At 37.3% G+C, this 14,639-nt stretch carries 15 protein-coding genes; 7 read left to right on the top strand and 8 right to left on the bottom strand.

Going from position 1 to position 14,639, the window contains the following annotated elements:
* The first annotated feature begins 206 nt into the window (after positions 1-206).
* On the top strand, positions 207-1,091 hold the full coding sequence (gene rpsB, locus ESU54_RS02025; RefSeq protein ID WP_111842786.1) for a 30S ribosomal protein S2: 885 nt from the start codon (positions 207-209) through the stop codon (positions 1,089-1,091).
* Between the two features lie 97 nt (positions 1,092-1,188).
* On the top strand, positions 1,189-2,154 hold the full coding sequence (gene tsf / locus ESU54_RS02020; RefSeq protein ID WP_111842787.1) for a translation elongation factor Ts: 966 nt from the start codon (positions 1,189-1,191) through the stop codon (positions 2,152-2,154).
* Between the two features lie 78 nt (positions 2,155-2,232).
* Here tsf and ESU54_RS02015 read toward each other — a convergent pair whose 3' ends face one another.
* Complete coding sequence (locus ESU54_RS02015) at positions 2,233-3,627, bottom strand: T9SS type A sorting domain-containing protein (protein ID WP_111842788.1); 1,395 nt, start codon at positions 3,625-3,627, stop codon at positions 2,233-2,235.
* Between the two features lie 181 nt (positions 3,628-3,808).
* Between ESU54_RS02015 and pyrH the strand changes: the two genes are divergently transcribed.
* From pyrH to ESU54_RS02000, 3 genes are all read left to right on the top strand, one after another.
* Positions 3,809-4,516 (top strand): UMP kinase, encoded by a 708-nt coding sequence (pyrH, locus tag ESU54_RS02010; RefSeq protein ID WP_111843243.1) that lies wholly within the window; start codon positions 3,809-3,811, stop codon positions 4,514-4,516.
* 49 nt (positions 4,517-4,565) lie between these two features.
* Positions 4,566-5,120 carry a ribosome recycling factor gene (gene frr, locus ESU54_RS02005; RefSeq protein ID WP_111842789.1) on the top strand — a complete coding sequence of 185 codons (555 nt, stop codon included), beginning with the start codon at positions 4,566-4,568 and terminating at the stop codon, positions 5,118-5,120.
* An 86-nt stretch (positions 5,121-5,206) separates the two neighbouring features.
* Positions 5,207-6,490 (top strand): DUF5686 family protein, encoded by a 1,284-nt coding sequence (locus tag ESU54_RS02000; RefSeq protein ID WP_111842790.1) that lies wholly within the window; start codon positions 5,207-5,209, stop codon positions 6,488-6,490.
* 61 nt (positions 6,491-6,551) lie between these two features.
* On the opposite strand, the gene ESU54_RS01995 is transcribed toward ESU54_RS02000, so the two are convergent.
* Together ESU54_RS01995 and ESU54_RS01990 are read right to left on the bottom strand one after the other, a co-directional pair.
* Positions 6,552-6,848, bottom strand: coding sequence for an immunity 53 family protein (locus tag ESU54_RS01995; protein ID WP_111842791.1), 297 nt, complete (start codon positions 6,846-6,848; stop codon positions 6,552-6,554).
* Positions 6,849-7,119: 271 nt separating this feature from the next.
* A complete protein-coding gene (locus tag ESU54_RS01990) occupies positions 7,120-7,749 on the bottom strand; it encodes a hypothetical protein (RefSeq protein WP_146743941.1) in 630 nt (209 codons plus the stop codon).
* Positions 7,750-7,900: 151 nt separating this feature from the next.
* On the opposite strand from ESU54_RS01990, the gene ESU54_RS01985 reads away from it, so the two are divergent.
* Entirely contained in the window at positions 7,901-10,303 is a 2,403-nt protein-coding gene (locus ESU54_RS01985; protein ID WP_111842793.1) for an efflux RND transporter permease subunit, read from the top strand.
* Between the two features lie 118 nt (positions 10,304-10,421).
* Positions 10,422-11,864, top strand: coding sequence for an asparagine--tRNA ligase (gene asnS, locus ESU54_RS01980; RefSeq protein ID WP_111842794.1), 1,443 nt, complete (start codon positions 10,422-10,424; stop codon positions 11,862-11,864).
* A 9-nt stretch (positions 11,865-11,873) separates the two neighbouring features.
* On the opposite strand, the gene ESU54_RS01975 is transcribed toward asnS, so the two are convergent.
* Genes ESU54_RS01975 through ESU54_RS01955 form a run of 5 tightly spaced genes read right to left on the bottom strand, consistent with a single transcriptional unit; the run spans position 11,874 to position 14,638 of the window.
* A complete protein-coding gene (locus tag ESU54_RS01975; RefSeq protein WP_111842795.1) occupies positions 11,874-12,416 on the bottom strand; it encodes a YceI family protein in 543 nt (180 codons plus the stop codon).
* 5 nt (positions 12,417-12,421) lie between these two features.
* Positions 12,422-12,790, bottom strand: coding sequence for a hypothetical protein (locus ESU54_RS01970; protein ID WP_111843244.1), 369 nt, complete (start codon positions 12,788-12,790; stop codon positions 12,422-12,424).
* Between the two features lie 10 nt (positions 12,791-12,800).
* Positions 12,801-13,649 carry a DUF5777 family beta-barrel protein gene (locus ESU54_RS01965; protein ID WP_111842796.1) on the bottom strand — a complete coding sequence of 283 codons (849 nt, stop codon included), beginning with the start codon at positions 13,647-13,649 and terminating at the stop codon, positions 12,801-12,803.
* Positions 13,650-13,654: 5 nt separating this feature from the next.
* Positions 13,655-14,245, bottom strand: coding sequence for a T9SS type A sorting domain-containing protein (locus ESU54_RS01960; RefSeq protein WP_111842797.1), 591 nt, complete (start codon positions 14,243-14,245; stop codon positions 13,655-13,657).
* A gap of 15 nt (positions 14,246-14,260) precedes the next feature.
* The gene (locus tag ESU54_RS01955) at positions 14,261-14,638 is read right to left on the bottom strand and encodes an OB-fold protein (RefSeq protein ID WP_111842798.1); all 378 of its coding nucleotides are present in this window, start codon (positions 14,636-14,638) and stop codon (positions 14,261-14,263) included.
* Between the last annotated feature and the right edge of the window lies 1 nt (position 14,639).

The following is a 14,639-nucleotide window of genomic DNA, read 5'->3' as shown; positions in this document are numbered from 1 at the left end:
AACAAGATTGGGTATCTCACTTGGGATACCCAATTGCAGTTGAAAAGTTCATATTCATTAATAATCAAAAAGCTGTTAACCCGAAAATTCGGGTGTTAGTTTAGCATCTAAACCAAAGCTCTGCTTTGTGCTCCATAGCCTTTGGCGAAGGAGTACCAATAATGAGTCGGTTGCTATCCTTTCACAGAACGTAAACTAAAACAAAAATGGCAAAAAAAGTAGTAGTAAAAGACTTACTAGAAGCTGGTGTGCACTTTGGCCACCTAACCCGCAAATGGAACCCGAACATGGCACCGTATATATATATGGAACGCAACGGGATCCACATCATCAACCTTTACAAAACCGCTGCAAAAATCGAAGAGGCTAGCGAAGCCCTTAAGAAAATTTCAGCTAGTGGACGCAAAATCCTTTTTGTAGCTACCAAAAAACAAGCAAAAGACATTGTTGCTGAAAAAGCAAAGAATGCAAACATGCCTTACATCACTGAAAGATGGCCTGGCGGTATGCTTACAAACTTTGTTACTATCCGTAAAGCCGTTAAAAAAATGGCTTCAATTGATAGAATGAAGCAAGACGGTACTTTCATGACCCTGTCAAAGAAAGAGCGTTTGGCAGTAGATCGTCTTCGTGCTAAATTGGAGAAAAACTTAGGTTCTATTTCTGATATGAGCCGCCTTCCTGCAGCACTTTTTGTTGTAGATACAACTCGTGAGCACATTGCGGTTGCAGAAGCGTTGAAATTGAACATTCCAATCTTCGCAATGGTTGATACTAACAGTGACCCACGCGTTATTGACTACGTAATTCCATCTAACGATGATGCTTCAAAATCTATTGAAAGCATTATGAATTTTGTTTCTGAAGCTGTTATTGAGGGTCTTTCTGAAAGAAAATCCGGAAGTGATGAAGATAGCAATGATGAAGAAGGAATGGAGAAAAAGGCAAAAGCGCCTAAAAAAGACAAAGAAGTGAAAAAAGAAAAAGCTGAAGTTCCTTCAACAGATGCAGACGACGTAGAAGTTATGGAAGAGGCAAAGAAACCTGTTTCTCAGAAGTCGAAAAAAGAAGTTCTAAACGAAGAAGAATAATAACCTTATCTTAAAATTTAAAAGTCGTTTAGTTCTTTTCTTTATTGAAAATATATTGAACGACTTTTTTTAATACTAAACTTAAAAATTTATACAAATGGCAAACATAACAGCCGCAGAAGTAAATAAACTAAGACAAACCACCGGAGCTGGAATGATGGACTGTAAAAAGGCATTGGTTGAGGCAGACGGAAATATGGAAGAAGCAATCTCAATCCTTAGAAAAAAAGGACAGAAAATTGCTGAAAAAAGAGCCGATCGCGATTCTAGCGAAGGGGTTGCAACTGTAAAGGTAAATAGTGACCATACAAAAGGTGTTGCTATTTCATTAAACTGTGAAACTGACTTTGTTGCCAAAAACGACTCTTACGTTGAAATGGCAAACAAAATGGCCGAAGTTGCTTTGAACACATCTTCAAAAGATGAATTTTTGGCTGCTGATTTTGGCGGAATGACAGTTGCTGAGAAATTGATTGAGCAAACTGGTGTAATTGGTGAGAAGATAGAGATTGGTGGTTTCGAAATTTTGGAAGCTCCATTCGTTGGTTCTTACGTTCACGGAAACAAAATTGCCGCTTTAACTGGTCTTTCAAAAGCAGTTAATAACGCTGAAGAATTGGCAAAAGACGTTTCTATGCAAGTTGCATCAATGGGAGCCTCTACCCTTTCTTATAAAGATTTTACGCCAGAGTTTGTGGAATCTGAAACTGAAGCGAGAATCGCTGTAATTGAAAAAGAAAACATCGAGTTGGGCCGTTTGGGCAAAACGCTTAAAAATGTACCAAAATATATTTCAAGAGCACAATTGACTCCAGAAATTATGGCGCAAGCTGAAGCTGATGCAAAAGCAGAATTGAAAGCTGAAGGCAAGCCAGAGCAAATCTGGGATAAAATCCTTCCAGGAAAAATTGAGCGTTTCATTAGTGACAACACTACAATGGACCACGAAAAAGCGTTGCTTGACCAAAACTTCATTAAAGATGACAAAAAGAACGTTGCAGATTACGTAAAAACGTATGGTGATGTTGAAGTTGTTGGCTTTAAGAGAGTTTCTCTAGCATAAGCTTTTAAGCATATTTTTAAAAACAAAAAGAGGCTGATTAATTTCAGCCTCTTTTTTTATGCTTAAGATTCTAAATATTTATTCTTTTACAATTTTCTTTACAGTCTTTTTCCCTTCGGATGAAATAACGGCTAAGTACATTCCTGTTTTTAAACTGCCCATATTCAGTTCAGTTTTTTCAGACAAAGGTGAAACATCCAAGACTTTTCTTCCCAAAACATCATAAACTTCTACTTTTTCAATTTGTGAGTTTGCCTCTACAAATATTTTGTTTGAAGTGGGGTTTGGGTAGATTGCTATGTCAGTTTGTTGCAAATCTTCGGTTCCCAAATTTGTTCGTATTCCAAAAATGGTTTGATAACTGTTCCCTCCAAATTGCGCTGTAATTGTGTAAACTCCGTCTGGCCAAGTGTTGTCCGCGACAAAGTTCCATTGTGCCCAAGCAGCTGTATAATCTGGCCACGGTGAGGCAAAGTCATAATCATAAAGTATGCTTCCATCGGGTTTGTTGACGGTAATATGTGTATTGGAATTCAGTTGAATATCTCTGTAGAATATTCGGAATCGTATTGTTTCTCCAGTGTCAAAATTTAATTCTCTGTATGTATTCTCCACCACACCACATTCTGTGTCAAAATCGTCTGAATTGTGTGTAGAAAGCGTCAATATTTCGGGAACAAAATAAGCAGGTTGGTTAATCCACCAGCTGTCAGCATTCATACTATTGCAAGGCCCTGCATAAGGGTCTATCGTGTTCCCGACAGAATCATGAACTTCAAAATGCAGGTGAGGAATATCACTACTGCCAGAGCTACCTGCTCTTCCCAAATATTCACCTGCAGCAACTGAATCACCAATATTTTTAGAGGTTGAGCTACCATTTTGGAAATGCCAATACCAACTTCTTGATCCATCAGCATGCTCCAAAATAATTCCATTCCAATTTGGATTTCCATTATTCACACAATTATGGTCAAAGTTTCCGTCACGTTTATCTACAATTATTCCTGGTGCCGCAGCAATTACCTCCATAACGTCTTCTTCCATCTTTTTCCATGGGTAAGGCCATACCACATAATCAGTTCCTGCATGATTACCGCTTGCCCAATCATAGGTTCTTTGTCCGCAGTTATAATCTAGTAATTGGCCGTTCGGACTAAGGTTTTGATCCACTTGATTAAACAATGAATAATATCCATAATCGCTATATCCTGTTTTAGGTCTAAAAGGAAGGATAAATAGAGGATGCCCTCCACGTTTTTGAAATGCGCTTGGATTTTTTTGAAGAATGGCCTGTTTGTTCACTTCAATTTCCTGCATTACCTCCGTTCGTTGCTCATCAGTTATACATTCAGTTTTAGGCAATGAAATAGGATGAAAAGAAAATGTAGCTGAAGGGGCCTTAAAATCTTTGTTTTGAGCCGTCAAAAATGTTGAAACGCCCAACAATAAATAAAATAAATGTTTTTTCATAATGTGAAACTTTAAGGATTAGTTGTTTTCATTATTTATAAATCGAAATAATCTTGGGAATGTCATCATAAAAAAATATTCTTTTTATTTTTCTTACGATCTGCTTCTTAAAAACTACTTTTTTCAATTACTTCCACCGCATCAATATTTTTCTTTATTTTTGCCCCAACAAACCCAAATTATGCACTATAAAAGAATACTTTTAAAACTTTCCGGCGAAGCCTTGATGGGCAATCAACAGTACGGCATTGACCCCATTCGTATTAAAGAATACGCACAAGAGATAAAACAAATTACTGAAAGAGGCGTTGAAGTGGCCATTGTAATTGGCGGCGGTAACATTTTTAGAGGCTTGTCTGGCGCCAGCAGCGGGATGGACCGTGTACAGGGTGACCATATGGGAATGTTGGCAACCGTTATTAACGGACTGGCTTTGCAAAGCGCACTGGAAAATGAAGATGTACCCACTCGTTTACAGAGTGCCATCAACATCAATGAAGTGGCCGAGCCTTTTATTCGGAGAAAAGCAATTCGCCATTTAGAAAAAGGACGTGTTGTTATTTTTGGAGGGGGAACGGGAAATCCTTATTTTACAACAGATTCAGCCGCGGTTTTAAGAGCTATCGAGATTGGTGCAGATGTTATTTTGAAAGGAACACGTGTGGATGGAATCTATACCAGCGACCCAGAAAAAGACAAACTTGCAACAAAATTCGATTTTATTAGTTTTGAAGATGTGTTGCAGAAAGGATTGAAAGTAATGGACACCACTGCTTTCACCTTGAGCCAGGAAAACGAATTGCCTATTATAGTTTTTGACATGAACACTAAAGGAAATCTGCTGAAAGTGGTTTCTGGAGAAAAGATTGGCACAAAAGTGAATTTATAATTATTGGTTTAATTTTTGAAAGGCAAAATTCAGCTTAAAAAAATTTAGTATGGAAGACGAAATAGATTTTATAATTGAAGGCACAAAAGAAGCAATGGGCAATGCCCTAAAGCATCTTGAAAAAGAATTGGTAAACATTCGTGCCGGAAAAGCTTCACCAGCTATGGTAGGGAGTGTAATGGTAGATTATTATGGAAGTCAGACTCCATTGAGCCAAGTTGCGAACGTAAACACACCAGACGGGATGACCATTACCATCCAACCATGGGAGAAAGGGATGATTCCTGAAATAGAACGCGGCATCCATTTGGCAAACATAGGCTTCAACCCAATGAACAATGGGGAAAGCGTAATAATATCTGTTCCACCATTGACCGAGGAACGCAGAAGAGATTTGGCAAAACAAGCAAAAGCTGCTGCCGAAGAAGGAAAAATTGGGGTACGTAACGACCGTAAAAACGCCAATAACGACCTTAAAGTTTTGGATATTTCAGAAGATCTTAAAAAGAGTTTGGAAGAAGATATTCAGGAAATGACAGATGCCCACATTAAAAAGATTGATGAAATCTTGGCAAAAAAGGAAAAGGAAATAATGACAGTATAACTTGCGTTATCGTTAAACTAAATACAATAAAGCGGCAACTATGCCGCTTTATTTTTACTTTTAAAAAAATTTTCCCATCATACTATATGCGCAAAATACTATTCCTTTTTTCTTTCTTAATAGGTCTTTCGGCTTTTGCGCAAGAAACCAATGAAACAAAGAATGATACCGTTTCTGGGGTAAAGGAAACTGTTTCCGAAATATCTGAAAAAAAAGGGCACCCATTTACTACGGGCTATTTTCCTGTTGGTTTTTTTGACATTGATCTTAAGACGCTTTTTAAATATAATGCTCATGAAGGCTTCCGTTTGGGAGTGGGTGGTGTTACCAATAAAAAACTTTTTGAAAATTATAAGCTTGGCGGCTATATTGCTTACGGGTTTAAGGATGAAACTTTTAAGTATAGCTTGGGCGGGAGCGCGCTGGTGAACAAAGAAAAGAAGGCTTGGGTAAGTCTTTATTATACAGACGACATTAAGGAGATTGGTACGTATGATTTTTTAACGGATGCTCGGTTTTATTCCCTTTTTGAGCCTCGTTTGCTCAATATTACCCAGTTTTATAAATATACCCAGTGGCAGGTAAACATACAAAGTGAGCTTTCACCAAAAATACTTACGGAATTGCGGGTACAACATACGGATGTTGGCAATTTTGAAAACTACTATTTTATAAAGGACGGCAAAGGGTATAATGAATACAAACTTGCGGAGGCTATTCTTTCTTTTCGTGTGAAGTTGCAAACGGACTCTATTGTAAATGATGACGGAATAAAAGTGGCTACGGATGTTTTGCCGAAAGTGAGTGCGCAAATTACAAAGGCCTTTAAAGGAATTGCTGATAGCGATTTTAATTATGCGAAATTTGGATTGAAGCTTGATTATGAAATTGCGCGAAAAAACATTTCTAGCACTAGTTTTCTGCTGCAAGGCGAACTTGCTACGGGCGATGTGCCGTTAACACATTTATTTCATGCTTTTCCGAACCAGCCTACTAAGGAAAATATTTCTAAACGGTTTTCGGTGGCGGGGGTGCAGAGTTTTGAGACCATGTATTTTGGGGAGTTTTATTCAGATAAACTGGCTATGCTTCAAATGAAGCATACTTTTAGGAGGTTTAAGCTTGGGGAAAACTGGAAACCAGAGGTGGTGGTGATTTCACGTCACGCTATTGGCGATATTAGTGATTCTGGCCGCCATTTTGGAATACCTTTTAATAATCTTGACCACCCTTATAACGAAGCGGGCTTGGAATTGAATAAGATTGCACTTGGTTTTGGGTTGAGCTTTGCCTATAGGTATGGGTACTACAACTTGCCTAGCTTTGAGGATAATGTTTCCTTTAAGTTTACTTTTAATTTAAAGATTTGATCGGTTCTCGATTGTGAGTTCTGGGTTCTGGGTTCTCAGTTGTGATTTGTCAGTATTTGTATTAATTTTCGATTTTCTCTATCATCTCTTTAAATAACTCTAATAAAAATTTTAGTTTTCCAGAGTCACCTGAAGCGTTAAATTTTTGGTTCTCAATTTTTACACCGTACCAGTCTTGCGCACTATTCTCGTTAAGTATCCATCCTATATTGATATTGGCTATTGAAGTGTTTGATATGTCAATTTCAACTTCCCATCCAGGGTTGTCCAAAGTTGTTATTTGAATACCTTCCCCCTGTTCCCAGTCCCCGTCACAATTATCCTTAAACCAATGCTGTATCCAGTCTATAATTTCCATTTGTTTTCTTCTAGTTATTCCGCGGTAAAGCTACGAAAAGGGTTTGTTAAGGGCAGCTTGTTATTTTGTTTGTGGAAAAATGCTGCAAACCTGCTAGCTGCATATCAAAATATACTCTTTTTAGTATTATAATAGTACCGTTTACTATATATCTGGAAGAAAAAGGTTAGAGAATAATTAGCTTAAAAGGAATATTAAAAAGTTGCTGTTCACGGGAACGGGAATATTTATAGGATACGGGCGGGATACCCGCACCAGCAGGAGATAATATTTAATTATTGATTAATTGATTTTTTATAAATTCATTTTCAAATTCCAAAATGCTATATTGATTATATTTTAAATACGCCATCACACTAATTGGAGGTAAATCTTTAAAGTAAAAATCAAGATGGCTTATCTCATCACCATCACGAACGGTTTCATTATCCGTACTCAAAAATTTAGAAATTCGAAAGGCTAAGCTACTATCTTTGACCAACTTTAATATTTGTATTTTATATTCTTCTCTTTTAGATAAGTACTCAATACCCAAATTACTGTAATCGCTCTTCATAAAGAATAGATTGTTTATGTGTTTTTTGTTTGATAGTTCTCCGATGTAGTCACCTGGAAGATCAAGTGTTGTGACTTCTTCAATTTGATAAAAAACTTTTTCTAAATATTTATAATATTGAACAGTAAGACTATCATAAATTCTGGCTTCCCTATTTTCAACTAAATCAAATTTATTAACGGTTGAGTAAATTTCGTTTTGAATGAACTCACTAGAGGAACTATACTTTCCAACCATAATCCCATACATTGCATAGGTTTGGTTTCTATCTTTTTGATTAGCTTTATCATTATTAGGCTTACAACTAATAATGATTAAAGTAAATATTAAAATTATCCTTTTCATAAATTTTATTGCCAACACACATATATGTCTTAATAAGACTTTAAATCTACAAAAAGCTTTTGTAAAGCTTTCACCCTTTTAAAATACCCCACAAAATAAATCTCCCACTAATTGGGAATACTTACCTTTGCGAAGTCTATAAAAAATTGCTTTGAACAAACTTTTCAGTATTGGGTTTTGGAGCTGGGTGGCCCGTTTTATTTTGCGGAACCGCACCTGGATTTTAATAGTTATTATAGGACTTACCGTGCTTCTTGCGCTTCAGTGGAAGAACATGCGCTTCACCTATACGGAGGCTAATTTGCTGCCGGATGATCACCCTGTTAATCTTGAGTATGATCAGTTTCTTTCGCATTTTGGCGAAGAGGGAAACTTGATTGTTATGGGAGTGAAGGATTCTACCATCTTTACACCTGCGAAATTCAAAGCTTGGAACCAACTTTCTAAAGACATTGGCAAATTTAACGAGGTAGAACTAACACTTTCCGTTGGCAACCTAAAAAAGCTGGAGAAGAAAAAAGACACAACGGGTTTTGAGTTGGTGCCTTTTATCCATGATTCGGTTTTTACAGATGCAAACCTTGCGGTATATAAAGACGAGCTTTTCAACAAACTTCCGTTTTATGACGGACTTATTTATAGTCCGGACAAGCAGAGTATTCGTTCGGCGATTTATCTTAAAAAGGATATTGTAAATACGCCTGCCCGAAAGGATTTTGTGATTGAGGATTTGATTCCGCTTATTAAAAAGTTTGAAGCGGAAACTGGAGTAGAGGTTTATACTTCGGGGATGCCGTATATCCGGACGCTGAATTCGCAGAGTATTATTGATGAAATTGGGCTGTTTATTGGAGCGGCGCTATTTATTACTTCGCTTATATTTTTCTTCTTTTTCCGCTCTTGGCGCGCCACCTTTATTTCTATGTGTACCGTGATTATTGGGGTAATGTGGTCTTTCGGATTTTTGGGACTAATGCATTATGAAATTACGGTGCTTACAGCTTTGATTCCACCTTTGATAATTGTGATTGGAATTCCGAACTGTATTTTCCTTATCAATAAATACCAACAGGAGATAAAACTACACGGGAACCAGGCGAAATCTTTGCAGCGCGTTATTACCAAAGTGGGGAATGCAACTTTGATGACCAACCTGACGACGGCATCGGGCTTTGCTACTTTTATTTTGGTGAAGAGTGAGCTGTTGAGTGAATTCGGTATCGTGGCTTCCATCAATATTGTGGCTATCTTTTTGTTGAGTTTGCTTATCATTCCCATTATTTACAGTTATATGCCGGTGCCAAAAGACAAGCACCTAAAACATTTGAACAAAATCTGGATCAACAAATTTGTTCATTGGATAGAGCGGATGGTTCGGGACCGCCGCATCACGATTTATATTGTGGCAATTCTACTTCTTTGCACAAGCATCATTGGAATTTTCAACATTAAAATTTCGGGAAGCCTTATTGAGGATATGCCTAAAAACACTGGGTTTTTTGACGATATTCGCTTTTTTGAAAAGGAATATGAAGGCATTATGCCTCTGGAAATAATGGTGGACACGAAGAAGAAAAAAGGCGTTATGAGTCTTTCCACTTTAAAACGCATTGATGAGTTACAGGACCACATTAAGGAAATTCCTGAGTTCGCAAAGCCTATTTCGGTAGTGGAATTGGTAAAATATTCCAAACAAGCTTATTATAATGGCAATCCGGAATATTACCAGCTTCCCAACAGCCAGGAAAAGAATTTTATACTCTCTTATGCCAAAAGCAGCAACACAAATACAAATCTGTTGAATAGCTATGTGGACAGTACTGGGCAGTTTGCAAGGATTACCACGTTTATGAAAGATACCAAGCCCGATAGGTTTAACAACATTGAGGAAGATCTTCATAAAGAAATAAATAAGGTTTTTCCACCAGATCGTTACAATGTTTCTGTTACTGGTAAAGCCTTGGTTTTTCAAAAAGGGACGCATTATTTGGTGAACAACTTGATTCTTTCGCTCTCTTTGGCCATTTTCTTGATCGCCTTATTTATGGCTTGGATGTTCCGAAGTTTTAAAATGATTGTGATTTCACTTATCCCAAACTTGCTTCCGTTGATTATAACCGCAGGAGTGATGGGGTTTGTGGGTGTTCCCATAAAACCTTCCACCATTTTGGTGTTTAGCATTGCGTTTGGTATTTCTGTGGATGATACCATTCACTTTCTGGCAAAGTATAGGCAGGAGCTGATAGCCAATGATTGGAAAATCAAGAAGTCTGTTTATGCAGCACTTCGCGAGAGTACCGTAAGTATGTTTTATACTTCCATTGTTCTTTTCTTTGGGTTCTCGGTATTTACCATTTCCAGTTTTGGAGGAACGGTAGCTTTGGGAGCTTTAGTTTCTATAACACTCCTTTTTGCAATGCTGGCCAATCTCCTTTTACTTCCCACGCTCCTACTTTCACTAGAAAGAAGTATAGCAAATAAGGAAACCATGAAAAAACCTGCTATTGAAATCTTGTCTGACGATGAAGAAGAAAAAGAAGAAGAAACTGAGTAATCCGTTAGCAATGGCAATTAGCAGTCCAGATTTCCATATATCCTTATTTTGAAATTTGGTGCTTTTACTTTTTTGGAATTTTATTTAAAAGTATCTTTGCTCCTCTTAAAAAACGACCATGCAAGACAAAACAATAGCTGAATTGTTGAAAAGCGAAAAAACTCACGTAGAAGTAATCGTTCGCGGTTGGGTGCGCTCTTTTAGAAGTAATAGATTCATTGCTTTAAATGACGGATCTACAATCAAAACCCTACAATGCGTAGTGGATTTTGAGAATTTTGAAGAAGAAATCTTAAAAAAAGTAACCGTTGGCGCTGCTATAGAAGTTAAAGGCACGCTTGTGGAAAGCCAAGGCCAAGGCCAAACGGTTGAAATACAGGTTTCAAAATTAACCGTTTTGGGGGAAGCAAATCCAGAAGACGTAAAGCTTACCATACTTTCACCAAAAAGACATTCGCTCGAAACCTTGCGCGAACAGGCACATTTAAGAATCCGCACCAATACTTTTGGCGCCGTGATGCGTACGCGCTCAAAACTTGCTTTTGCAGTTCACGAATACTTTCAAAAGAACGGGTTTAATTATATGCATGCGCCTATCATTACGGGAAGCGATGCCGAAGGAGCTGGCGAAATGTTTCGGGTTACAAATTTAGATGCTAAAAACCCACCATTGGATGAAAACGGCAACGTAAATTATAAAGAAGATTTCTTCGAAAAGGAAACCAATCTTACCGTTAGCGGACAGTTAGAAGCCGAAACCTATGCAATGGCGCTTGGAAAAGTCTATACTTTCGGTCCTACTTTTAGAGCTGAAAATTCAAACACGAGTCGCCACTTGGCGGAGTTTTGGATGATTGAGCCAGAGGTTGCCTTCAACGATTTGGATGCTAACATGGATTTGGCCGAAGATTTTATTAAATACGTTGTAAACTACGCTTTAGAAAACTGTGCCGACGATCTTGAATTCCTTGAAAATCGTTTACTAGAAGAAGAAAAGAACAAACCGCAGGATGAACGTAGCGAAATGAAGCTTCGTGAAAAGTTGCTGTTTATATTGGAAAACAATTTTAAGCGAGTTAGCTATACTGAAGCGATCGAAATTTTGAAACGCTCCAAGCCAAACCAAAAGAAAAAATTCAAATATATTATTGATGAATGGGGCGCGGATCTTCAAAGCGAGCACGAGCGGTTTTTGGTTGAAAAACACTTTAAATGCCCAGTCATTCTTTTTGACTATCCCGCAAATATCAAATCGTTCTATATGCGTTTAAATGACGACGGTAAAACCGTTCGTGCAATGGACGTGCTTTTTCCAGGGATTGGAGAAATTGTTGGTGGCTCACAACGGGAAGAACGCTATGATGTGTTGTTACAAAAAATGAAGACCATGAACATTGACGAAAAAGAATTGTATTGGTATTTGGATCTTCGCAAGTTTGGAACAGCCGTTCACAGTGGTTTCGGACTTGGTTTTGAGCGTCTTGTGCAGTTTACAACTGGAATGGGTAACATTCGCGATGTAATTCCTTATCCAAGAACTCCGGGCAACGCAGAATTTTAAAAAGCTTTTTTACTTTTTAAGAAGTTCAAAATTGAAGTTTATTTGCACTTCATCTTTGACTTTGCTTTGAACAATTTTTGGGATTTTAATATCAAAATCGGAAGCTTTTGCGCTAAAGTTTCCCGACAAAATGATTTTATCATTGCTATATTCCAAAGTAACTGGAATTTTGTCGAAGTGTTTTGACACTCCGTGGAATTCAAGTTCGCCTTCAATGAATAAATCATTAACCTCGATGAGCTTTTCAAAAGAGAAAGCAAGTAATTTTCCTTTGAAAGTGGCTTTTGGAAATTTGTCAGATTCAGCGTAATTTTCATTGAAGTGTTCTTCCATTAAAGCATTTTTAAATCGAAATGCCTTAACTAATGCAAGCGCAGCTATCTCACCATTTTCGGCATTTATAATTACCGTCACGGAATTGTTTTTTGCAGCGACTTCTTCAAAAGAAGGTACAGAAGCTTCAAAATTTAATGACCCTGCTTTGGTTATAAATTTATTTTGGCCATAGCAAGTAGCACTTAAAAATAACAGGATATAGAATATTCTTTTCATAGTTTTTATTCTTCAATTAATCCGTCCTCATTCCATTGAATGATAATATCTATTAAGTTTTGGGGCAATCTAGGTCCGCCAAATGGCATAGAGAAAGCAGGATCATCACTTGAAATACGACCAATCAGATTTCTATTTTGAACCGCTTCCTTTACATTCTCATAGTTAGCCAAAGCCATGGGCGCACCATTCTGTGGAGGATTGGAATGGCAAATAATACAATTGTTGTCTATTATTGGCTTTACATCCTCACTATAAGTAACTATTTCGGGTATTGGGGTAGTATCAACCAAATCTTCTTCACTTGTGGCCGTACAACCCATTAAAAGCATTATAGAGCATAACAGTGTTATTTGCAATAAATTTCTTTTCATAGTCATACCGTTAAAATACCCTGCTCAAATTAAATCCGAAATAAATATCTCCATCTGCCCAATCTCCAGAAGCTTGGCCTAAAAACCCGTTGGTGTTCATAGGTTGTGCATTGGTAAAGTGCATTTGAAAAACATGCCCTCCCGTTTCAAGATCGACACCAATGGATAATGGATTTCTGAAAGGTGATGCGCTAGCACGATTTAAGTGAATACCGTAATCCATATTCAGCGACCAGCGCTTAGCTAATTTGTAGCGTCCTCCCAGCCCAATTGCAAACTGAGCGTTATCCTGTTCGTTAATCGCAACATAATTATCATGAAAATATGTTGGCGCTATTTCCACAGAAAAATTGGTGTTTACTTTTCGGGAAATTAAAACTTGGGTCGCATATGACAGGCGATGTTTAAACTTTAATTTTGGAAGGTTGTCTTTATCTAAAGCCGTGTTAATCATCAACGAATTATACCCAACAATGGTAAAGGGAAATCCATTTTCCTGCTGATTTAACAATCTGTATTTTAAAGAACCTTCATAAATTTTTTGATACGAGCTTCGCGAAACACCAATATTGAACCCATCTGAAATTCCGTAGATAAAATTCAATCTGGTAACAGCATCATCGAGACCAAAAAAGCTGTCGAAACCATTTTCAATACTTCCAAATCTGTGGGAAACTATTAATGTAAGTTCCTTTTTGGCAACTAATTTTGTGGATTCAAAATTTACAATTTTAAGCCCTTTAAAGGCCGCTGTTGTATAGCCCTTACTTACCGAGTCGCTATCAATTTCAGCAAGAAGGTCTTCTTGAGCAAAGGATAGAACTGGTATCCACAAAATTAGAAGCAAAAAGGTTTTCAAACAAATCAGTTTTTAATGAATCTTTCCGTTTGCATATTTTCCCCTGAAACTACTTTCAAGAAATAGCTTCCTGTGTTCCAACCCATAATATTTATCGAGATGTTATCTTTTGATTCAAATTCTTCTGAATAGATCTGTTTTCCCAATATATCATAAACAGCTATTTCGCCACTTTGCATATTCTTTGACAATACTAAATTTAATGTTGAGGATGCAGGGTTTGGGTAAAGGCTAATTTTGTTCAAATTGTTTTCTTCCACACCCAGAACCTCCCTAACTGTTATGGTACCAGACATACTAGCTGCCCCGTGAATTCCGCATAAATACCGGTTGTCGCCAACCACAGTAAAAGTATAGGAGTAGGTTTCTCCCATTCCTGTAATTATACCACTGTTAAAAGTTTCCACAGAGTTTCCTACTTCATTTTCAACTGTATGTGGCGCAGCATCTCCCCATGTCCAGATTACGGTATCGCCTTGATCGATTGTTAAATCTACATTGGTGCCAATGCCCATGAACCAATCTAGGTTATAGGTTGTTTGTGCGTTTGCGGCAAAGAAGCCAAATAAGGTTAGTAATAATAGTTTTGTTTTCATAATGGTTTATTTAAGTTAATTAATAATACACTGGTCAAGTTTTACTTGTTCCAGCAAATCGTCGTATCCTATAAATCGTCCTTTTACGGTGATTTTTGAATTAAGTTGTATTCCTTGTTGGGTAATTGGCTCTAAAAATTGACAAAATACCATATCACCTATTGTGATTTCGGTTTTATTGATTTCTGAAACAAGTCCAGAAATTTCAATAGTTTTGTTGAGATACTTCTTTTGGGAAACCACGGCATCATCATTAAATTCTGTATGAATTTGCTGAGCCGTCAATGAATATTGGGCATGTTCACCTTCAATATTTCGGTGTTCTTTATATAGATAGTTATAGCCAATAAAAGCTATTATTACTATCGCTATTAAAATCAAGTATCTACGCATT

Origin of the sequence: Aequorivita antarctica (genome assembly GCF_007997155.1) — a bacterium.
Lineage (GTDB): Bacteria > Bacteroidota > Bacteroidia > Flavobacteriales > Flavobacteriaceae > Aequorivita > Aequorivita antarctica.
This window is presented reverse-complemented; position numbering and strand designations above follow the sequence as displayed.